The 22,598-nt window shown below is 60.8% G+C and carries 15 protein-coding genes; 6 read left to right on the forward strand and 9 right to left on the reverse strand.

The features are described from left to right. Positions 1 to 5: 5 nt before the first annotated feature. The 8 genes from I2I05_RS02495 to I2I05_RS02530 are packed head-to-tail and all read right to left on the reverse strand — an operon-like array spanning position 6 to position 10,959. Positions 6 to 1,325 carry a glycosyltransferase family 4 protein gene (locus I2I05_RS02495; RefSeq protein ID WP_196280612.1) on the reverse strand — a complete coding sequence of 440 codons (1,320 nt, stop codon included), beginning with the start codon at positions 1,323 to 1,325 and terminating at the stop codon, positions 6 to 8. Further along, positions 1,322 to 2,344, reverse strand: a complete 1,023-nt coding sequence (locus tag I2I05_RS02500) for a nucleotide-diphospho-sugar transferase (RefSeq protein ID WP_196280613.1) — start codon at positions 2,342 to 2,344, stop codon at positions 1,322 to 1,324. Before I2I05_RS02500 ends, I2I05_RS02495 begins: the two co-directional genes overlap by 4 nt. Further along, entirely contained in the window at positions 2,341 to 3,588 is a 1,248-nt protein-coding gene (locus tag I2I05_RS02505) for a glycosyltransferase family 4 protein (RefSeq protein ID WP_196280614.1), read from the reverse strand. Before I2I05_RS02505 ends, I2I05_RS02500 begins: the two co-directional genes overlap by 4 nt. Next, positions 3,585 to 4,871: an O-antigen ligase family protein gene (locus I2I05_RS02510; protein ID WP_196280615.1), complete on the reverse strand. Its 1,287-nt coding sequence runs from the start codon at positions 4,869 to 4,871 to the stop codon at positions 3,585 to 3,587. Before I2I05_RS02510 ends, I2I05_RS02505 begins: the two co-directional genes overlap by 4 nt. Positions 4,872 to 4,904: 33 nt before the next feature. Continuing rightward, entirely contained in the window at positions 4,905 to 6,128 is a 1,224-nt protein-coding gene (locus I2I05_RS02515; RefSeq protein ID WP_196280616.1) for a glycosyltransferase family 4 protein, read from the reverse strand. Next, positions 6,125 to 7,717, reverse strand: coding sequence for a lipopolysaccharide biosynthesis protein (locus tag I2I05_RS02520; RefSeq protein ID WP_196280617.1), 1,593 nt, complete (start codon positions 7,715 to 7,717; stop codon positions 6,125 to 6,127). The genes I2I05_RS02515 and I2I05_RS02520 overlap by 4 nt, the downstream gene beginning before the upstream one ends. Positions 7,718 to 7,734: 17 nt before the next feature. Beyond that, positions 7,735 to 10,131, reverse strand: coding sequence for a polysaccharide biosynthesis tyrosine autokinase (locus tag I2I05_RS02525; RefSeq protein ID WP_196280618.1), 2,397 nt, complete (start codon positions 10,129 to 10,131; stop codon positions 7,735 to 7,737). A gap of 42 nt (positions 10,132 to 10,173) precedes the next feature. Then, positions 10,174 to 10,959, reverse strand: a complete 786-nt coding sequence (locus tag I2I05_RS02530; RefSeq protein WP_196280619.1) for a polysaccharide biosynthesis/export family protein — start codon at positions 10,957 to 10,959, stop codon at positions 10,174 to 10,176. Between the two features lie 606 nt (positions 10,960 to 11,565). Here I2I05_RS02530 and gmd point away from each other — a divergent pair. The 6 genes from gmd to I2I05_RS02560 all read left to right on the forward strand — a co-directional run bounded on the left by gmd (position 11,566) and on the right by I2I05_RS02560 (position 19,160). Next, on the forward strand, positions 11,566 to 12,678 hold the full coding sequence (gmd, locus tag I2I05_RS02535; RefSeq protein WP_196280620.1) for a GDP-mannose 4,6-dehydratase: 1,113 nt from the start codon (positions 11,566 to 11,568) through the stop codon (positions 12,676 to 12,678). Between the two features lie 35 nt (positions 12,679 to 12,713). Next, entirely contained in the window at positions 12,714 to 13,670 is a 957-nt protein-coding gene (locus I2I05_RS02540) for a GDP-L-fucose synthase family protein (protein WP_196280621.1), read from the forward strand. A 90-nt stretch (positions 13,671 to 13,760) separates the two neighbouring features. Further along, a complete protein-coding gene (locus I2I05_RS02545; RefSeq protein WP_196280622.1) occupies positions 13,761 to 15,011 on the forward strand; it encodes a glycosyltransferase family 61 protein in 1,251 nt (416 codons plus the stop codon). Positions 15,012 to 15,023: 12 nt separating this feature from the next. Continuing rightward, complete coding sequence (locus tag I2I05_RS02550) at positions 15,024 to 15,983, forward strand: glycosyltransferase family 2 protein (protein ID WP_196280623.1); 960 nt, start codon at positions 15,024 to 15,026, stop codon at positions 15,981 to 15,983. Between the two features lie 170 nt (positions 15,984 to 16,153). Further along, a complete protein-coding gene (locus tag I2I05_RS02555; RefSeq protein WP_196280624.1) occupies positions 16,154 to 17,752 on the forward strand; it encodes a hypothetical protein in 1,599 nt (532 codons plus the stop codon). 610 nt (positions 17,753 to 18,362) lie between these two features. Then, the gene (locus tag I2I05_RS02560) at positions 18,363 to 19,160 is read left to right on the forward strand and encodes a hypothetical protein (RefSeq protein ID WP_196280625.1); all 798 of its coding nucleotides are present in this window, start codon (positions 18,363 to 18,365) and stop codon (positions 19,158 to 19,160) included. A 59-nt stretch (positions 19,161 to 19,219) separates the two neighbouring features. Here the strand turns inward: I2I05_RS02560 and I2I05_RS02565 are convergent, their stop codons facing one another. Beyond that, a complete protein-coding gene (locus tag I2I05_RS02565; protein WP_196280626.1) occupies positions 19,220 to 19,927 on the reverse strand; it encodes a Crp/Fnr family transcriptional regulator in 708 nt (235 codons plus the stop codon). Positions 19,928 to 22,598: the final 2,671 nt, after the last annotated feature.

The following is a 22,598-nucleotide window of genomic DNA, read 5'->3' on the forward strand; positions in this document are numbered from 1 at the left end:
CGCTTTCAGCGCTTCTCCACCACGCCTTCGGCACACAGCCTAGTGGAATGCTGCAAGGGTGAAGACTGCTGCCCGACGGTGGGCGGCGCACAGGCCCGCACGAGGGCCACACGCTCAAGCAGGCCCTCGACAAGGGCCGGCCAGCCGTACTGAGTTGCAAAAGCGCAGCCTGCCCGGCCCATCTGTTCCAGTTCGGCCGGGTGGTGGTAAAGGTGCTCCACGGCACGGGCCAGGGCTGCAGTAGTGGCCTCAGGCGGCCCAACCGGCACCTTGATTCCCGCTTCTTTGGGGATAAAATCAGCGGCCCCGTGGTGGTCGAGCGAGAGAATGGGCAGACCCATGGCCATGGCCTCCAGGTATTGAACGCCGTAGGCGTCGCGCAGGCTGCAGAGCATGAACAGGTCGTGGGATAAGTATATGTCCCGTAACGTGCCGTAGGGGGTGCCTCCATGCCAGGTCACCCGAGCTTGCAAGCCCGCAGCGGCAATCCAGCCCGGTACCAATTCCGCCACGGGCCCGTCGCCATAAATATCGAGGTGGAACTCTACCCCTGGGTTCACGCGGCCCAAGGCTTCCAGCACCAGATGAAGACCCTTGCGCGGGAACAGCCGCGCCACCCACAGAATGCGCAGCGCCCGCCCCGCCAACGGGGCCCGGGGCGGGTACGCCGCCGGAAAGTAGTCTAGCGGCAGTGCCGCATTCATGGCCAATTCCACGCGCGCGGCACCCAGGCGCCGAGCCAGGGCGACGGTTTCGCGGTTGGAGGCCAGCACCAAAGCAGACCGCCGCAAGGTTTGCCGCACGTTGGGGTCAAAGGTGACCAGCAGCCAACTGATTGCGTTGCGCATCGTTTCGGTTTTGAACCAGTTGGGCAGGTAGCGGCGCAAGCTTTTGGGTGCCGCCTCCCCGCCGCCTATGGGCCCGAACACCATGGGCCGGCCCAAGCGCCATAGCCACGACGCAAATTGCAGGCTGCCGAACGTGACGTGGTGAACTAAATCGAATGGCCGCCGCGCATCGTACGGGCGCGCTGCACGCCAGGCCCGGTACTGCCACACCATGTAATGCAGGTACACGCCAAACTGCCAGCGGTACAGAAAATCGACCCACGCCGGCACGCCCACAAATACAAAGTGCAGGCCCGCGGGGGAAGGCCCTTGGGAGCTATCTGCTAAGCGCGCCAGGATGTTTTCACGGCCCACCACAGCGGTGAAGCAGTACACCTCGTGGCCGCGCGCTGCCAGTTCCCAGGCCCAGTTGAAGCCATTGCCGTCTTCGCCGCCGTGGGTGGGGTCGCAGGCGTAGGCCGAAAGAAGAATTCTCATGCGGAAGCGGAGTAAATAGTGACCAAAACGAATAGAGGAGTCACGGCGCGGCCCAGCAGCCGCCGCAGCTTGGCTTGCAGGCGCCCAACTAAAAAGGCCCGGAACTGGCGCCGGTCGCGCGGCCGGTCGCAGAGCACGTGGGCGGGGTGGTGCAGGGGCCAGGCCAACGTGCCGGTGGGCAGGGCCGCGTGCGGGTCGGCGGGGTCGTGGGTGTGCGTGGCGTGTTCCGGGCCGAACCCTATGTTAGTGACCAGGTTGACGGCGGGCATAACGGCGAGACCCGAGTTCGCGGCCCGCGCAAAATGCCAGTGGTAGTCCCAAATGGTGGAAGGCCGGGGCCCGTCGTACAGGTCCCAGAACTTGCGCAGAAAGTACCACTCTTCCAGGCGGCTGCTGAAGCTGGAACGGAGGTGCCCACTGTCGGCCAGCTCGGGCAAGTCGCGCAGGGATATGTCAAAAAAATGCCAGGCCCGCCGCCAGGTAGCCCATCCCCAGCTGTGGATTTGCTGCGAAAAATAATACGACGGGCGGCCCGGGCTCAGGGCGGCCCCAGCGCCCGGGCCAAAGTTGTTGCCGCTGATGTGCATCACGCGGGTGTCGTGGCGATATCGGGCCAGCAGCTCGGCACAAAACGGAAAAAAATCGGGCGCGGGCAAGCAGTCGTCTTCCAGGATAATGCCTTCGGCCTCGTGCTCGAAAAACCAGTGGATGCCTTCTGCCACGGCGGTGCCGCAGCCCCGGTTCTTGTTTCGGAACAGCGTACGCACCGCGCAGTCGGGCCCCCAGCCGGCATCTTGCACCAGCGCGCGGGCTTCGGCGCAGCGCGCGGCATCGGTGGGGTGGCCGGGGCGCGGCCCGTCGGCGGCCACGTAAAGCCGGCGCACGCCGGCCTTTAACAGCTGCGCCAGTACCTGCGCCGTCGCATCCGGCCGGTTAAAAATCAGGAGCAGGACCGGGGGCTGGAGGTCAGGGCGGCTGTCCGCTTCGGCGGAGGGTGTTACAGGATGGGGCGCTTTCATGCGGTACTTTCATGAGGTAGGGCGGTGATTGCGTCCAGGGAAGCTTCGGCCACGGTGGGCACGGCTGCCGGGGGCGTGAGTCCGCGGTGGCAGATGGCCTCGTAGATTTCTACCGTGCGGCGCAGCACCGTTTCGGGGTTGTGGCGCCGATGAGCTACGGCCATGGCCTGCCGGGCCAGTTGGGCACGCAAGGCGGGGTTGTGGTGGAGGCGCAGGACTTGGTCGGCCAGGCTGCGCGGGTTGAGGTCGGCAAAGAGCCCTGTGCGTCCGTCTTCTATGAGGGAACTGACGCCGCCCACGTTGGTGGCCACCACGGGCAAGCCGGCCACCTGGGCTTCGCACACGCTATTGGGGCTGTTGTCGAGGTAGGAGGGATGAACCAGGCACACGGCCTCGCGGCATAATTGGGCGAGTTGAGCCGCCGTTTGAAAGCCGCGGTACTCGATGTCGGCGGGTTGGGCGTGTTGCAACGGGAAGCGCCGGCGCGCCTCGGCCAGTTCGTCGGGGTTCACGGCCCCGGCCACCACCAGCCGCATATCGGTAGTTTGCCGGATGAGGTCGAATGCAACCAGGGTTTCGTGGTAGCCTTTCATCAGCTGCGTGCCGCCCATAAATAGCAGCATGGGCCGCCCGGTGGGGGCGAGCCGGGGCTGGGCGGCCGCCGAAAAAAATGCTTCCCGAATGGCTTCCCAATTATGAAAAATTCGGCTGCCCGGGCACATTCGGGCCACCTGCGCGGTATCCCAGTGCGTGCGGCAGGAAAAATTTGGTACCTGCGGCAGGTACTTCCGCTCGTAGTAGCCGGCCAGGTTCCAGAGCAGCCGGCGCCAGGAAAACACGCCCGGCAGCACCTTCACGCATTCCGAAACCAGCCCTTGTACCGAGAGCAGTACCGGCACCGGCAGCCCCGCCGTGGCCGCCTGAAACTGCAGTTCCGAGCCGTGCAGGTGAATCAGGTCGTAGCGGTGGCAGTGCCGGCGCAGGTAGGCGGCCGTCCGCCGGATGCGCGTCTGGTAAAGGGTAAGGATGTCGAAGCGAGACAGTGGAGTGCGGAGATATATAAAGTGAATGCCTTGGTGGTTGAACTCTTCAACCGGGTGCTTCAGGTCCCAATTCCAACTCAAAATGGTCAGCTCCACGGTGGGGTGCTGGCTGACGAGGCGGGCCAGGGTGACCACCCAGGGCACGGGGTGTTCGCGCGTGATGTGCGGCGACGGATATGCCGCGAGCCAAAGAATCTTCATGGGGCGGGAGCATAAGAGGTGAGGGAAACGGCCTTGCGGGCCGGCCGGCGCCGGGCTGGCTCGAGCACGGGCAGCGGCCGGCTGGTGATGGCCAGTAGCAGGCCCAGCAGGCCGTAGAGGTAGCTGGGCCAGTCGTAGGAAAGCCCGAACACAGGGAAGGTGACGGCAAAGGCCAGCAGCGCGGCCATGCTGCTAGGGAGCGGGGTGCGCTGCAGCAGATGCCGGCCCAGTGCTACCACGGGCACAACTAGCACCAGCAGCACGCCCAGCCCCCCGAAGTAAAACAGGCGGTCGAGGTAAAAGCTGTGGAAATGATGGCCCGTGAAGTCGGCCCACACCGGTTCCCCCGAGTCGGCGTTGAAGAACTGAATGGGCAGTTCAAAACCTTCCATGCGCCATCCCATCAGGGGCCGCTCTTCCACCAAGGGGAAGTACGCGCGGAACTGTTCCATGCGGAACGTCCCCGTGCCCTGCGTCGTGGGGTTCTGAATGTCGTCGATGCTGGCGGCCAGCTTCTGCATTACGTCGGGGTTGTCGAGCACTACGGCCAGGCCGCTGGTGATGCCCAGCGCAAGCCCCAGCCCAGCCAGCACCGCCAACCGGCTGCCCCAGCTCCGGGCCCCGGGCACGCGCAGGGCGACCAGTGCCACGTCTACCAGCAGCGCCACCGCCGTGCACACCCACACCGTGCGGTGCTGCAAAAACACTATCAGCACGAGGCACAACAAAAAGGCCAGCCCATACATAAAATTGTGCGCAGTCAGATACCAGTTCAGGCACAGCAGCGCCACGGGCAGCAGCAGGTAGGCCGATGTCACGCTGAAGCCGCGCTCGGTTGTCAGAAACGAACTCAGCGACAGGGCTTCGGGATAGATAATGAATAGGCTGAGCAGCAGCAGCGGCAGCAGCACCGCCACCAATTGCCCAAACGAAGGCGGCGGGAAGCGGCGGTAAAATGCATAAAGCCCAAATAGCGGCAGAAGCTCCGTGAGCTTGCTGAAAACGTGCGGGTACTTCACCCACGACTGCCAATGGGCGTACGATTCCAGGGACAGGGCCAGCGCGCCGCCCACCACCACCCAGAACCACAGCCGCATATAGCCTTCCAGGTACCGGTAGTAGGTCAGTACCGCCAGCAGCGACAGGCCTATCAGGGCGTACTCCAACAGTCGGGCCCCTCCGGCCTCGTCCTCTCTGCCCAATAGGAAGGCATTGAGGGCGGGGTTGGTGAAGAGCATCGCCAGCAGCGGCAGCAGATATAAAAAGCGCAGGTTTAGTGTCATGGCAAGGCGCAGGCAGCAGGCAAAGGGTCAACATCAACTTCCACTCAGGGCCGCAGGCGAGGGCGCTGCCGGGCACCCGGACGGATGCCCCACCGCCAACAGTTGAAGCCGATGGTGCCAGATAGCGTGCCGGTAAAAAGCCAGGGTTTCACTCACCATGCGGGCCACGCCAAAGTGGGCGGTGGCGCTGGCGGCTTGCCGGTCCGCCAGGTTCTGGCGCAGTGCGGGCGCGTTGAGCCAGTGGTGTAATTGACCAGCCAAGCCGGCCGCGTCAGTAGCGGGCGGCAGCAGCGCACAGGGCGTAGCGTGCAGCACTTCGGGTACGCCCCCCACGGCCAGCGCCAGGGCCGGCACGCCGGCTGCGGCAGCTTCGAGGAGCACCAAGCCGAAGGTTTCGTGGCTGGCTACGTGCACGTATAAATCGGCGCACCGTAGCCAGGGCATCACGTCGTGGTGGTAGCCGAGCAGAACGACATGGGCTTGCAGGCCGTAGGCGGCAATGCGCTGGAGCAGTAAGTCCTCGTCTTCGCCTTTGCCCACCAGCCCTATTACAAAGTCGGTGCGCACCTGGCGCAGTTCGCGGGCGGCATCCACCAGTAGTCCCTGATTTTTACGGCTTTCCAACTGCCCGATGTTGAGAATAATCTGCTGATGGGGAAACCGGCTGCGCAGGTCGACCCGGGCCGGGCGGGCGCGCAATGCGTCCAGGTCCAGTCCGTTGTGCACCACCCGGCACTCGGCAGAGGCCGGCAGGAAAGGGCGAATCAGGCGCAGCCCAAAGACCGAGACGCTGATGAAGTACTGGGTCCGCGCCAGCAATGCGTCGTACCAGCGGCGCACGCCCCGTGCCGCCCGGCCAGCGCAGGGCTGCTGGCGAAGCTGCTCCGTGGCAGGGTGCTCGTTGAAGTGGCCGGTAACCACCACGGGCACGCGCGGCCCCAGGACCCACTGGGCGGCCACTCCACTGCCCACGTCCTGCGCGTTCACCACGTCATAAGCCCGGCGTCGGTTGATGCCCCAACACACCAGCAGGAAGCACGAAATATTGCCCGCTAGCGCTTGGGCCCTGGGCCCTAAGCGCAGGAGCACGTGGCGCAGGGCCGCCAGCAGGTGCCGCCGCCCGCCGGTGAGCGTGGCGGGTGTCACCACGTCCACGAGGTGCCCCTGCAAGCGCAGTTGCGCGGCCAACTGCAAGTAATGCACCCGCACCCCGGACGGCGCGTCAGGATGCAGAAATGAAGTCAGCAGAATGTTCATGACTGGAGGGAAGAAACCGATTCAAGCTCCGGCACACCCCGCCCGGCAAACGGGGCCGATTGGTTCAGAAACTGCAGGTAGCGCGCCAATGCCCGCGTAGCAGGCCCCGGCGCCCCCGGCGCCTGGCCCACGGCTAAGCGACTCAGCAGGCTGTGGAGCTCGCGCCGCAGCAGCGGGCGCGGCCAAGCCAGCATCAGCATGGCCAACACGAGGGCTCCACCCAGCATAAGCAGCGCCAGCGCCGTGGGTGCCGGCAAAGCCCAGTAGCTTAATGCTAAGCTTGCTCCCCCTAGCGCCACGCCTACCGCCGCCCCGTGCAATAACCCAGGCCCATAGGCCGCGCTTAGGCGCCGGTAGGAGAGTCCAAGGTCCAAGTGCATGAGGCGCATATAAAGCAGGGTGCGCACTCCTTCATTAAGCACGAGCGCGCCCGCAAATCCTACTAGACCGTAGCCGTGCAGCAGCCAGAAGAATCCTACTAGGGTAGCCAGAGCCAGCAAGTTTGCGTTGACTTTGGCGCGCAGGGTGGCACGGGCATCGCACACAATGCCCGCAAACATGGTGATGAGGCTCAGCGGCACGGCGGCGCATAAAATGCGCAGCACCGGCACCGCCATTTCCCAGCCCGGCCCCAGCAGCGTTTGCACCAGCACCGGCGCCGCCACGGCCACGCCCGCCCCCAGGGGCAGCACCACGGCCGCTACCAGCGTCACGCTGCCCAGGTACACGGCGCGCAGCTTTACCACATCGGCCTGAATCTGGCTGAACGCGGGAAATACCACGCGCGACACACTGTGCGTGAGCAAGTAAAGTGGCAGCGTAATGAGCATGGCCGCCCGGTTGTAGATGCCCAGCAGCGTGGCCCCCAGCACCCGCCCAATGAGCAGCGTATCGAGCGAGCTGGTGATGAATTCCAGAAAGCTGGTGAACGAGATGCGCCAGCCGTAGCTCAGCAGCGGGCGGTAGCGGGACCAGTGAAAGTAGAACCGCAGGCTGTGGCGCGTGGCGCCGTAGGCCAGCACGGCCACCAGCACGCCCTGCGCCAAGCTAGCCGCCACCAGGCTCCACACCCCAAAGCCCCGCCAGGCCAGCACAATGCCCAAGCCGGCGTAAGCCAGCACGTAAGAAATCGTTTCGAGCACCGCCAGGGTGCGGAACGCCATCTGCCGCCGCAGAATGGCCAAAGCCGTCGCGGACAAGCCATTCACCAAAAGCCCCAGGCTCATGACCCGCACGAGCGGCACCACGGCCGGCTCCTGAAACACCAGCGTAGCCAGCGGGGCACTCAGCGCCAGTACCGCCGCACAAAGCCCACCGAGCAGGGCCGCCGATGTGAAGGCGGCGCGCACGTCCTCTTCGCTTATCTCGGCTTTTTGCACCAGGGCCTGCTCCAGGCCAATCTGCGAGAAGTACGTGCCGAACCGCAGCACCACACCGGCCAAGGCCACCAGTCCGAAAGCGGCCGGGGTGAGCAAGCGGGCCATGACGGCGGTGTAGCCAATCTGGAGCACGGCCGTCACGACGGTGGCGGCGGTGGTCCAGCTAATGCTATGCAGGGTGCTTGCGGTGAGGTTGTTGGTGCTGGCCATGAGAACATGCCAAAGGATTAGCGGTAGTAGCCGTAAGCATTTTGCTGGTGGCGGTACTCGTAGCTGCGCGTGAGGCGGACGTCGTTGATGATGATGTACACTTCGCGGATTTTGCCGGCCTCGTACAGCTCATTGACGCGGCTCACCAGGCTGCGGTCGGTGTGGTTGTGCCGCACCACATAAACCGTGGCGTCGAGGTAGCGCATGAGCACGAAGTATTCGGCCACCAGCACCATCGGGGGCGTGTCGAGCACCACGTAATCGTACTCGGTGCGCAAGTCTTGCAGCAATTCCGTCAGGCGCGAGCTTTCCAGCAGGTGGGTAGGCGTGGTGGGCGGGGTGCCGCACAGCAACAAGTCCAGGCCTGGCACTTCGCTCGGGCGGCAGGCCTCGGCCAGCGAGCTTCGCCCGCTTAAGAAACTGGCCAAGCCGTGCGGCCCATCGGAGGGTATTTTGAAATAGCCAGCCTGCGTGGGGCGGCGCAAGTCGGTTTCAACCAGAATCACCCGGTGGCCGGTGCTAGCCAGTTCCATGGCTAGGTTCGCCGCGCAGAAGCTTTTGCCTTCGCCGGGCATTGAGGAGGTAACGCCCAGGACCTTCTTTTTGGGCCCTTTGTCGAGGTATTGCAGGTTCACGCGAATGGAGCGGAAGCACTCGGCCAGCGGTCCCTTGGATTTGTGGAGCAGGTCCTGGGTGTCGGCGCGCGACCCGTGGGCCACGATGCCGAGCACCGGGATATCGGTCAGTTCGGCAAGGTCTTCCTGGCCCTGAATGGAGCGGTTGGTTTTGTCGAGGAGCACCACCGCCCCCGCGGGCAGGAGCAGGCCCGCCAGCAGGGCCACCAGGCCCACCAGCTTGGGATTGGGCGCATCGGGGCCACTGCCAGCAGCTTGTGCCCGGTCCACGATGTGTTTGTCAGTCGCATTAGTAGCCAGGGCCAGGGCCGCCTCGCTGCGCCGCTCTACCAGAAAAGTATACTTCTTCTCATTGAAATCATTTTGGCCTTTGAGCAGGCTGAACTGTCGCTCGTTCTCGGGCATGCGGCTGATTTGTCCCTGAATCTGGCCCAATTGCGCGTCCAGGTCGCGCAGGCCGATGCTGGCCGTGCGGCTCATGTTGGTGAGGGTTTCTATCAGGGCCTGCTTGGTGGAGCGAATGCTCTCGTCGACCACTTGAATGAGGGGGTTGTTGTCGCTGCCGCTCACTTTCAGGGCGGCCCGCCGGCCGTTCAACTCGCCGAGTTGTAAAATCAAGCTGCTCAGCACCCCGTCATCGATGCCCGCACTGCTGGGCGACGCCATTTGGGTGGCGTCGCGGTTGGCCCGCAGGTAGGCCAGCATGTCTTGGCAATACCGCTGCCGGGTGGCCGCCTGGGCCCGCGCCGTCTGCAGCGCATTCAGGCGCTGAATGCCGGCGGTTGACTGCGCGCCCACATCCACCACGCCTTGGCTGGACCGAAACTCGGACAACTTATCGGCCGCCTGCCGGCGCGCATGGCCCAGCTTGGCAATTTCTTCGTCGATAAAGGCGAGCGTTTTGCGGCCCGTGTTGTTTTTCTCGCGCAAATTTGCCGCCACGTAGCCCGCCATCAGCGTGTCAAGAAACATGACCGCATGGGCCGGTACGGTGCTTTTGAGCCGCAGCTCCAGAATGCGCGAGTCGTGGGCGAGGGGCCGCACGGCCAGGCCGCTGGCATACAGGCCGGCCGCCGTGGGCAAGTCGCGCAGCAAAAAGGAGTGGCGTTCGCCCGTCTGTCCGAAGGGCACAGTGTGGTTGGGCCGAATGACCAGCCGCAGCAGGTGATGCCGCAGGGTATCGCCGGCCTTCACCGTTTCGTCGAGGTGCACGTCGGTCAGTTCCCGCATGAGGTAGCCGGTGCGCAGGTCCACCAGCTGGCCACGCTTGGCATCGGCGTGCAAGCGGAAGCGGCCCGGCCCGGCGGGCTCCACGTACACGCGCACGTTCGTGAGCTGCGGGGTGGCCAGCGCGGGCGCCACGGCAAAAGGCATGGCGGTGGCGGGTTGCTGGCGCACCACCAAGGGCCGGAACCCGTTGAGCCATGTGGCGGGCTCCTGGTGGTATTCGACGGCGTAGGGGAGGCGGCGCACGGCTTGCTGCACGGTGCCGGCGGAGGTAATTAGCCCGAGCTCGTCTTCCATCTTCAGTCCCTTTTGCTGCACTTCCAGCATTTGGAGCAGGTCCTGCGCCCGCTTGGAACCCGTGGCCTGGTCGCCCAGCAGCATGGTGGCCCGGTAGGTGTAGACCGGGGGCGTCACCTGGAGGTAGAGGTAGGCTCCGGCAGCAGCCAGCAGAAGGGATACGACGAAGACCGGCCACCGCCTGCGCAGCTTGAAAAACAGCACGTTCAAGTCGATTTCGTCGGCAGAGGCAGCGGGGGCGGAGGGCGTTTTCATACCACAGAAGCAGAAATAAAGTCAGCGGCTGCTGGTGGGCGGTTAATTCAAGCGGATGTAGCCAAGCAGGAGCACAACGGCTGAAATGGCCGAGAAAACCAGCCCCAGGTTGTTGGCGTTGGCGCGGGTAGTGCGGGCCTTTAGCGGCTCCACGTACAGTGCATCGTTGGGCAGGAGGTAGAAGTAGGGAGACCGCAGCAAGGCCCCATCTGTGAGGTCGAGTAGCACCACTTCGGAGCCCGTGGGCAGCTGGCGAATCAGCTTCACGTTTTGGCGGTTGCCAAACTCGGTCAGGTCGCCGGCCAAGCCCAGGCCTTCGAGCACGCTGGCCTGCCCGTTGTACACGTAGTAGCGGCCCGGCGCGCGGACCTCGCCCAGCACCGTAATCTTGAAGCTCAGAAGCCGGACCATCACGTTGGCGCCCCGCACATAACTGCCCACGCGCTGCTGCACCAGTTCCTGCACCTTCTCAACCGTGAGGCCGCCCACCTTGAGCTTGCCGACGGTGGGAAGGCTGATTTCGCCGTCTTCGGTCACCGAATAACCGCTCAGGAACATGACGCCGGGGTCGCTGTTGAAAATGGTCCGCGTGTCGGTGGTGTTGAACAGCTCATTGAATTCGGACTGGACGCTCTGCACCCGGATGGACAGCACGTCGTTGGCCTGCACCCGGTACTGCGGCCGCGCATTGGCCACGGTTATCGGGCTGCTGGCTGAGTATTGCGGGTTCTGTATATAAGGCAGGCGGCGCTGCTCAATGCAGCCGCCTAGTTGCAGCAACGCCCCCAGCACCATCAACCACAAGGAGACGTATCGGGTAGTGGGCATAGAAAGGCGGGTGAGAGGGTTCTGGAAGTCCAGCCGAGGTGGGTTTCGGGCAACAGCTTGGCCGGTTTGGGGAGCTATTTAGCGGGCATTGCCACCGCTGAGGTAAAATCCTGGGTGCGGCGACCTTACAAACCTCGCCCGCGCTCCAATCCTTAAAAATGAGCAGCATCACTTTCTGCATTAAGGCTGCTCATTTATTATAACTGCCTAATGGCTGGGTTTTTACCATTGCCTGAACCGTAAAAGAGGCCCGCATGAAGCCTGCCGCCGGCGAATTGTGGCCTCCTCGGCCAGCGGCGCGGTATGGCAGGTTATGGCTGCTTCCCAATGCTCTAAAAAGACCGAAACAGACCGGGATTGAAGCGCATTGGCGCGAGCATATGCCTGAGGGAAAGCCCAGCAGACAGTGCGGTAGCCACGGCAGCAAGCGGGATAAACCGCTAGCGAAGGACACAAAGTCAACTCTAGTGGGTACCGTAAAAATGAGGAGGGCTACTTCCAAAATTGATGCTACTCATTTTTCGGGACTGGGGGCGCCGCGAGCTTTGTAAGACTGCCGCCTTTCCGGTGCTGTTTCCGGCTATCCATTCCTCAACCCATGGGCTTATGAAGCGCGCATTAATCACAGGCATAACGGGCCAGGACGGGGCTTACCTCACCGAACTCCTCCTCGGCAAAGGGTACGAAGTGCACGGCATCAAGCGTCGGTCCTCGCTCATTAATACCGAGCGGATTGACCAGTTTTACCAAGACCCCCACGAGGGTGAGCGCCGCCTTTTCCTGCACCACGGCGACCTGACCGATTCCACCAACCTGATTCGCATCATCCAGCAGGTGCAGCCCGATGAGATTTACAACCTCGGCGCCATGTCCCACGTGCGGGTGTCGTTCGAAACCCCGGAGTACACCGCCGACGTCGACGGCATGGGCACCTTGCGCCTGCTGGAAGCCGTTCGCATTCTCGGCCTCGGCCAAAAAACCCGCATCTACCAGGCCAGTACCTCCGAGCTCTACGGGCTGGTGCAGCAGGTGCCGCAGTCCGAAACCACGCCCTTTTACCCCCGCTCTCCCTACGCGGTGGCCAAGCTCTACGGCTACTGGATTACGGTAAACTACCGCGAAGCCTACGGCATGTATGCCTGCAACGGCATCTTGTTCAACCACGAAAGCCCGCTGCGCGGCGAAACCTTTGTGACCCGCAAAATCACGCGCGGCGTGGCCCAGATTGCCCTGGGCCTGCAAGCCAAGTTGTACCTGGGCAACCTCAACGCCAAGCGCGATTGGGGCCACGCCAAGGACTACGTGGAAGCCATGTGGCGCATGCTGCAGCAGGACAAAGCCGAGGATTACGTCATCGCCACGGGCGTGACCACTACGGTGCGCGAGTTCGTGCGCCTGGCTTTTGCCGAGCTGGGAATCGAGCTGGAATTCAGCGGCGAGGGCGTGCACGAACAAGCTTGGGTGAAGGCCTGCCACCATCCCGAATACCAGCTGCGAACTGGCACCGTGGTGGTGCAGATTGACGAACGATACATCCGGCCCACCGAAGTCGAGCTGCTCATTGGCGACCCCGGCAAGGCCCAGCGCGACCTGGGCTGGGCGCCCCGCTACACCCTGGCCGCGCTGGTGGAAGAAATGGTGCGGGCCGACCTGCGGCTCTTCGAGCGCGACGCCTACCTGCAAGCCGGCGGCCACGCCACCGCAAACGCCTACGAGTAGGAGAGAGGCATCAATAACGCGTAACCCCCACGCTCATGCAACGCGACGCTAAAATTTATGTGGCCGGGCACCGCGGAATGGTGGGGTCAGCGTTGGTGCGCCGGCTGCAAAGGGCCGGGTTTTGGAACCTGGTCATGCGCAGCTCCCAGGAACTGGACCTGCGCAACCAAGCCGAGGTCGCCGCCTTTTTCGCCGATGAAAAGCCGGCCTACGTTTTCCTGGCTGCCGCCAAAGTGGGCGGCATCGTCGCAAACAACACTTGCCGGGCCGATTTTATCTACGATAACCTGCTGATAAACACCAACGTCATCGGGCAAAGCCACCGGCATGAAGTGAGAAAGCTGCTGTTCTTGGGCAGCTCCTGTATTTATCCCAAGCACGCGCCGCAGCCCATCAAGGAAGAATACCTGCTCACGGGGCCGCTGGAGGCCACGAACGAACCCTACGCCATTGCCAAAATAGCGGGCCTTAAGCTCTGTGAGGCACTGCACGACCAATACGGCTGCCAGTTCATCAGCGCCATGCCGACGAATCTGTACGGCCCCGGCGACAATTACCACCTGCAGAACTCGCACGTGCTGCCGGCCCTGCTGCGCAGGTTCCACGAGGCGCAGGTGCAAAAGCTGCCCGAAGTGCAGATATGGGGCACCGGCACCCCTTGCCGGGAGTTTTTGCACGTCGACGACTTAGCCGATGCCTGCCTGCACCTGATGCTGCATTACACTGGCGCCAACCCCATCAATATTGGTACGGGGCTGGACATTTCTATTCGGGACCTGGCCCTGCTGATTAAGGAGATAACCGGCTACGAAGGAGCCATTCAGTTCGACTATTCAAAGCCCGACGGCACTCCGCGCAAATTGCTTGATGTTAGCAAAATGTGCAGATTAGGCTGGGGCTACACCATCGCTTTGCGGGAAGGCATTGAGGACGTTTACCGCCGTGATTTCCTCTCGAAGCGGACAGAAAAGGCAGGTCAAAAAGTTGATTAACCAACCGCGCGCTGCTGGCCGCCATCTTCTAGCGCATTGTGGTGGGTGTAGGTTTTGTTCAAAACAACAGCCCGGCGTCGGGTTCTTCTCATGCCAGATTTATTGAACCGAGTGAAACGCCGGGCGGGCCGGGTGCTGCGCGAATGGCTGCCCCACCGCCTGCACTACCGCCCCATCGGCATCCACGACAGCAGCCGTGAGCTGGCCCGCCATGCGTCGTCAGGTGCGCGCTATTGGCCGGTGGTGCCCGCCTACACCTCCCGCCTGGAAGTGCCCACGGGCTTCAACGAGGCCGTGTCGGTGTACGAAAGCGTGGGCCACGGCAAGCCGTGTTTCGAGCAGGAAATGTCCGAAGCCTTTGTGCTGGCCTTGGCCCACGGGCGACTCTACGCCGATAACTGGGACAGCGTGGCCGTGATTGCCGCCGATAATAAGCTCGTCGGCGACGTGTCGTTTCAGCACACCCGGCGGGGCTGGACCATGACGGCGCCGGCCCAGAACAACATTTTTGAGCAACTCTATTTTGAGGAACCCGTGCCAGTGGCCGGCACCGTGCTGAGCCTGCTGGCGGGCGGGGGCGCGGCCATGGGCAACTACTACCACTGGCTCATCGACTCGGTCCCCCGCCTGCACTTGGTGCGCGAAGCGGGCCTGTTTGCTGAAATAGACTACTTTTTGGTCTACGATAAACACTGCAGCTTCGTGCGCGAGTCGCTGCTGGCGCTGGGCATTCGGCCCGAGCAACTCATCGACGTGGCCACGCACCGGCACCTGCGGGCCGAACAACTCCTCGTGACCAGTCCGGTGCGGGGCAACGGCCGGCACTTGCCGTTCTGGCTGGGCCCGTTTCTGCGCCGTGCTTACCTGCCTGCATCGCTCACCGGCGCCCGCTTTTCTCCCCGCGTGTTCATCAGCCGCCGAGACGCCGCCATGCGCCGCCTGCTCAACGAGTCCGCCGTGGAGGAAGTGCTGCGTGAGTTCAACTTCCACTCCTATGTACTCAGCGACCTTTCCTTCGCCGAAAAAGTCCACTTGTTCAGCGGCGCCCATGCGCTGATTGGCATGCTGGGCGCGGGCATGACCAACCTCGTGTTTGCCACGCCGGGCACGCCCGTGCTGGAACTGCACCCCGATGCGTACGTCGGGCCCGAGTCGATGGAAATCTGCTACCGCGTCGGCCTGCCTTACCACTGGCTCACCGGCCAGCCCAGCGCCGCCAGCACCAACCACAACGCCGCCCGGCACCTCGACCTATGGATAGACCCAGACCAGTTGCGCGCAGCTATTTGCCGCCTATTGGCGGCAGTGCCAGCTAATGCGAAAGGCTCTTCGATAAATTGAATTCCTCATCTCATGGCCCACATTCTGCTCTCCATCGTCACTTGGAACAGCGCGGACGTCATTGAGGCGTGCCTAGCGGCCTGCCTCGCCCAGACCTACCCCGATTTTGCCGTTTGGGTGGTCGACAATGGGTCAGGTGATGCCACCTGCGCGCGCGTGGCCGTGGTGGCCGCCGCCGATAGTCGGGTGCAACTGCACCGCCTGGAGCGCAACACGGGGTTTTGCGGCGGCCACAACTACTCGCTGAACCATAGCACCTCCGACGCCGTGCTCCTGGTGAACCCCGACGTAGAAATGGACCCCGACTACCTGAGCCAGGCGGTGGCGGCCCTGCAGGCCCACCCGGCCATCGGTACGGTGTGCGGGCTGCTGCTGCAAAGCCGCGGCGCCAATCCCCGCATCGACAGCGCGGGCCTGGTACGGCAGGCCGGCGGGCGCTATGCCCTGCGCTACCACGGCCGGCTGCTGCACGAGCTGACGCTGACCACGGAAGAAGTGGACGGCGCCGACGGTGCCCTGCCGCTTTACCGCCGCGCTTTCGTTGATGACCTGCGGGTAGAGGGCTACTTTTTCGACGAACGGTTTTTTGCGCACAAGGAGGACTGGGACATTTCTTGGCGCGGGCAGCTCTACGGCTGGCGCACATTATTTGAGCCCCGGTGCCGAGCCCTGCACCCGCGCGAATTCCGGCCTGCTGACTTACGCCGCCGGCTCCGGCTGCACGCCGCCATCAAGGCCGACGCGGTGAAAAACCAGTGGCTGCTGCTGCTCAAAAATCCACCGGCCGGCCAGTTGGTGCGCCTATGGCTCCGGGCGCTGCCCCGACAGCTGGGTATACTGTTCTACTGCCTGCTGCTGGAGCGGCCTTCGCTACGAGCGTACCGCTACGTGTGGCGTAACCGGGCCAGTATCTGGGCCAGCCGTGCGCTCATTCAGCGGCGGGCAGCCCAGTCAGCGGCGCTGGCCCCGTAGCTGCTCGATTGGGGTAGCAGGCAATGGCCGCAAGCACATAAGCAGTCGGCCAAAGCAATAGCCCGGAAGGGCCCAGCAAAACCGCAAGGAAAGCGCACCATTTAACTCTAAGCAACATGATGAAAAGCACGGCTTGTTTCTGTTTTGTTGTGGCGGCCCTTTCCTGGACCTTGTCTTTGCTACCGGACTTTGGCGCGCCGGCCAATAGCAGCGGCAATTCGCTGGCAAACGCCGTCGACCGGCTCCTCATATGGCCGAAGTCGGCCCTCCCGGTGAATTCGGGCCTGAAGTCGCTGGGCGCGCGCGGGTTGATAGTGCCATCGGTGGTGTACCAAGGACCGATAACCATCACGCAGGGGGGGGCCTACACGGGCAACTACCGCAGCACGAGCTCGGCCACGCCGGCCGTGACCATCGCCACCTCGGCCCCCGTCACCCTGCTCAATTGCGTGCTCGTCGGCCCCGGCGATTTGATTCAGGCCAACGGCGCGCCGGCCGACCTCACCATCCTTCACTGCCGGGCTTACGGCACCGTGCCCACGCGCAGCAATCGTGGCCGCGGCCGGTTCGTGGCCGCCACCAACGCGCGCAACATCCGGGCCGAGCACAACTACCTCGAGCACACCACCGGCTTCACGATTTACCGCTTCAGCGGCGACGGCTCGGCCAACCAGACCGTGCGCATCCTGCGCAACCGGGTGCGCAACGTCGACGGGCGCACCCGCAACGGGGGCACGCAAATCGCCAACTTCGTGGGCCTGAACACGGTGCGCAACCTGCCCGGCATCGAAATTGCCTGGAACCAGGTGATTAACGAGCCCAACCTCTCCTCCGTGGAGGACAACATCAACCTCTACAACTCCGGCGGCACGGCCCAGAGCCCGGCCCGGGTCCACGACAACTACGTGCAGGGCGCCTACCCCTTCCCCGCCACCGCCGCCACCTTCACCGGCACCGGCATGACCACCGACGGCACACCCGTACCGGCAGTGAGCCAGATTAAAGCCAGCCAGATGACGGCCACCCAGGCAACGGCTCTGTTGATGACGAATAGGCGGATGACAACTGCGTTCGTGAATGCGTACAACAACCAGTTCGTCTCGACCTGCAACGCGGCCATGAACATCGCCGCCGGCCACGACATCCACTACTACAACAACCGCCTGGTCACCAGCGCCCGGCTGCCCGACGGCACCGCGCTGCGGGCCGTGCACGCGGCCACGGCCGTCTTCAACGGCACCCAGGCCTCGAGCGCCATCTTCTTCAACAACACCGTCCGCAACAACACCATCGGCTACCGCAACCCGGCCTATTCCATTCCCTACCCCGGCCGCCACGACCTGTCCAACGGCGCCTGCGCCACCTGCACCGGCACCGTCCACCTGCCCAACCCCATCACCCTGGCCACCGAGCAAAACGAACTCGCCCTCTGGCAACAAAAACTCATCCGAAACAGGGTTAAAATTGGCCCCGACGCCGCGTTGATTGAGAGTTCGAATGTACTGGGTTCGGCTGCCCCGGCGCTGAGTTTGTACCCGAATCCAGTTACTGCCGAAACGCTGCTCCAGTTGCCCGTAGACACGGCCGAAATCCTCGAGCTGGGCATTTATACCCCGCAGGGGCGGCTCGCGGGCAGCCAGCGGGTGCGGGCGGTTCCCCAGGGGCCGGGCGTGCCGTTGGCCACCGCAGCGCTACCGGTCGGCCCCTACGTGCTACGCGTGCTCAGCGGCTCGCTCCGCGGCCAGAGTCTGCGCTTTGCCAAGGAGTAGCCTGCTGCAGCTTGGCGGCGCGGGGGCGGGATGGTGGTTGTAAGCATTTCATGCCTCCGCAGGCCGTCGAGCCGGGCCATAGAACAAAAAAGGGCCAGCGTGGGCCGTTTCGCATGTCGCCGCTGAAAAAGTGCGACCCGTAAACTTGGGCTTTTTTTGGCGCTGCCGTCTGCTGATTAAGTGCCGGGCCAGCCTAACGTCTTGCCGCAATGCCCGTGGCAATTTCTCCGCGCGGCAGCGCCGACGCGCCCACCACCGGTAAGCCGAGTGGCCACGATGGCCGCTCAATATTCCAGGCCGCTCACTTGCAGGCCTGTCACGTATTCGTCTTTTGGTCTCACGTAGCATCACTGCTGCTGATAAATTGGTCCTATCAGCAATGTTGAATAAGCTGACTAACCTCATTCATGGAACTATGCAGGGTCATTTATGATAACGAAGCGGAATAAGAACTTTATGTCACGACAGCTAAGCCGGACCGTTAGCTATTCCGTCATCGAATGGTGGTGCTTATATACAGATTAGACGATTAGTAGCAGCCTGGATGCGTTACAACTAGGCTGCCATGTTCTGCTAAGTAGCCTTTTTGGGGTCTACAAGCCTTGTTTTCATGTCAACCTCCATCGTTGTACTTAGTGAAGGCCTTTCGTCTTCGCAGGAAGCCGTATCCTACGCGGCGCACTTGGCGAGAACGATGGCTGTGCCCCTGCGCGAGTTTCGGGTGAATACCCGTGCTACGCAGGCATTGGAAAGCAGTAACACGCTCACGATAAAGGCTTTTTATCCCGGCAACCGAATTACAACCATTATCGGAAATGTCGATGATTCGAGAGCTGTAATGCCACAAGAATTGGCGGCCGCGCTGGTGGAACAAGAGCCGTTGCTGGTCGTCATGCAGCGCCTGCCAAGCACGGCGTACCCGCTTGGGCAGTTGGCTAAAGCCGTGCATTCCTTGTTGCAAACGACCCGTCAACCGTTGCTGCTGGTGCCGGAAAATACAGAAGCCCAAGCACCTCCTTTGCGTATTGCGCTCGTGACAGATGGTGACCCTTTTACCTTGGTGCACGGGCAACGGGCTATGCACGCGTTGTTGCTCACCCTGCCCATTAAAATCGCCGTGTTGCACGCGCCGATACCAAAGTCCTATTCTTCGCTGGCCGACGCCTTGCAATCCGTTTTGGCATGCGGCTTGGCTACGCGCTATCCGTCCATTGCCGCTCTGGAAATTCAGGCCGATAATCTAGTAGCAGGCATATTAGCGGGCGTAAAGCAAATCCGAGCGGACTTATTAGTCCTAATTATTCGGCACCGTAGTCTGGCAGAAACCGATTTTTGCGCGGGAACTATGGCAGCGCTTTTTCAGCAAAGCCCCATTCCGGTGCTGCTATTATTAGCCACCGATACATAAGCCTGGCTGATAGATACTCACCAATTGGTACGATTTAGCAGGTGGCAATTCCATTGAATCTAATCGTACTGCGTCGCGATGCTAACCAATTTGAGGGGGTCGCGAATGGTAATAGCACTGCCGTGGGTGCTCAGCATGCCTTCGGCTTTGAATTCGGAAAGCATCCGCGTCGCTGTTTCCTTCGTGGTGCCCATGAGTGCGCCCAGGTCATCGCGCAAGATTGAAAAGGTAAGCGCTTCGGGGTTTTCCTCAGTGCGAAAGGTTCGCAGGAGCAGGAGCAGGGCCTCGGCGAGGCGTTCGCGCACGGGCTTGTATGCCAGGTGGAGCATGCGTTCTTCGGTTTCCCCAAGTGCTTTGGAAAGCAACTGAAGCAAGCCATTGGAAAACTCCTTGTTTTCGTTCATCTGCTGGAAGAAATCGGGCTTTCGTATTAAGCAGACAATGCAATCGTCGATGGCAATAGCCGAAGCTGAGTGCAGGGTGCCAGTCACCAGCCCTCGATAGCCGAGGATGTCTCCGCCTTTGGCAAGTCGAATGATTTGCTCTTTGCCATCACCACCGATTTTGGAGATTTTTATCATTCCACTGTGAACACAGTATAACCCTGCCGGATTGCTTCCTTCCAAGAATATGGTCTGTCCAATTGCGTAGTGTTGTGCTGATTTATGAAGCGAAATTTCGTCTTGTGCAGTTGGTCCGCAGCACTGAAGCAGGGACAGATGACGACTTGGGCAAGAATGGCATTGCGGTGCTGAAAAACGGTTCATAGCTATTACATATATGGTGATAGTGTATATTGAATAATTTTAACTTTACATCTTAGATTGGTCTTTGTATTAGAACATTGTAAACCGCTTGTAATACTGATGGGCTTGCATTTTGTGCGTAAATATGGCACGTCGTGTTGATGTATAATATGGTAAATTTGCTTTATTAATTACCCTTTGACTAAATTAAATAAGCTTGTGTTTGTGAGCAATAGGAGTTGAAATAATTTATACAATATCATTAAATTTTATGACTTATAAATTGATGAGCTTGTTTAATTTGCCCCTTATCTGCACAGTTAGATGCCCAGTTGCCCCACTATTATTCAATTGATATTCCACTTTGGGATAAACTGTACTTTACCAAGCCAACCTGTTTTGCATTATGACTGCATTGTTACCAGTGGGGATACGACTTGCTAGTCGACTTCTCGAATTAGGTTATCAAGCGTACACTGGAGAATGTGCGTGTATAGCCATTGCGGCTATAGTTTCCGATTAACGTGCTAAATTATTGTTAATGAATGCGATATCGGGGCGAATAAGAGTTGCTGATTTAATTACTGCTGGGCCAAATATTCTGGGCAAAAAGGAATAATAGTGATGGGCTGGCTCCATTACTAATCCTCCTTCGCGGCTATGCTATTTAATGGTCTACTCGAAAGCCTAAAAACCGTTGATATTAGCCTGAGAACAGCTAGAGCATCACGGTAGGGCAGAACATTTCTGCCAATTAGCCGCCCCACGCAGGGTAAGGTGGCCGAGCTAAGTCAAGCAGATAAACGACGTATACATCCTCTATAATAACCGCCAAGAAGGGTAGTGTGTCGCTCGAAAACCCCACACAATTCCCGATTTACTAATAAGGTGCTAGGAGGATAAACGCTGAACCGAATTCGCTCTTTATAATAACAGATAGTGGGAACCATGTTGGCCGCCCAATAATTGCGAGCAGAATGGAGCCTATTTCAAGCCTTCTCCCACATCAGTTCTACATGACCAAGTGGAAGCTTTAATGTCCTGCCTATGCTGACAGAACCGCAATTGATGCGCAGTAACTACAGCCCGCAAGCAAAATGTATCATGTCAAATTTTTTAAAGCAGTCCTAATGAGATATCAAGCCATTTATTCACCTGAATGGCGTTGCGCATCGACCGGCGGCTGAGCCCGGAGGGAGCGGCCCTTCTTCATGCGCGGGAAGGCTGCCCGCCGTTTCACGTAGCGGTCCACATCCCGTCGTAGGCAAGGGGCCGCTGCCCTCGGTTTTACTACCACTGGCAACAATAGCCGTGACGCTTCAAGTGGGGACTCTGGCGCGACTAATGGGCGATGCGCTGTCAATTGAACGGCTCCTTTTCTATCATGACCGTTTCGCTGAAGTGTAAAAGCGTCGGCCCTCGGCCTGCTGACCGGTTGGCTTTGCGAACCCACGGCCATTAGGCCTGCTCGTATGGCTCTCACTTTAAGGTTTATTGCCCCGTCGGGTACTGGGTCGATGAGCTCTTCGGCGACAACTTGGTCCTGCACATTCGTGCTCGAGACCGAGGAGACGTGCTTCGCGACCGTACTTACGGGTCGCAACGTGCACGCCTTGGCCCGCATCGTGTAGGTGCCATTTTTGGCTGGATTGGTACGATGTCCACGAATACGAACTACCCGAGCATTTACAGTGAAAAACGCTCTCCTTTTATTAGTCAGACCGTTTCGCTGAACAGGTGTAGGTGGTAGTTGAATAGGCCCTAAATGGCTACTAAAACCCAGCTTCTACCTGCAAAAATGTGCGAATTAGCGCTCCCAAGTAATAAAGTCGACACTCCGGTTTTGCCGATGAAGGAAGATGAAGGAAACAGCTCACTTGCCCTAAAGTGTGGGCGATGGCGTCTACTGGGCAAACTGCCTGTTCATGTGGCAGTCTCGTGACAGTAACTTCTCTGCATGGCTTTGCAGCTCCCACTGCCATTCATCTCGTAGAATAACGGTGTGTCCCCACGCATTAGTAGATAGACGGCGGGATATGAACTAGTTTATTCCGGGCCGAATGAGGCGTTCGCACGTCCGGTTGGCTTCGACAAAAATCAACCCAATCCGCAAGGCTTTGACCCCTCTTGCCGGTTGTGGGGCGTCACGTAGTGGCTCAGCGCATTGAGAAAGTTATTGCGCTAACCGAAACGAAAAGGGCATTGAAAGCCGCCCTGCTGTAACAGGCAAAGCAGAAGGCCATCATGGCATCCCTAGTGGTTAAGAAGATAAAAAGCAACTCTGACAATCACAGTTAGCATTTGGTTCTTTTCAGTGAATCGCTAATCTGGCCAGCCTGCGTGTTCCACAAGAGACGCAAACAGCTATCTACTGTGAATACCGAATTTAATAAATCCTTCTATTAATTAAGGTTTACGAAACTGCGCCATCCGATAAGTTTTCTAACCTCCGCTTCATGACGATTGGATACGCCCGTGTCTTGGTCCACAACTACAGTTTAGAACTGCAACTCGATGCTCTCGCCTAGGCCGGCCTGCGAGCTTGTTAACCCAAAGAAGGACTCTGGCGCCTTGGCGGCCCGCGCTGAACTCGGCAAACTGCTCTTGCAGGTGCGCCCGGGCAACACGGTGCACATCTACAGGCTCCACCTATTGGACCGCTCGCTCAATTGCTCACGCGGTTGCTCGATGG

This window comes from Hymenobacter jeongseonensis (assembly GCF_015694725.1).
Taxonomy (GTDB): Bacteria; Bacteroidota; Bacteroidia; order Cytophagales; family Hymenobacteraceae; genus Hymenobacter; species Hymenobacter jeongseonensis.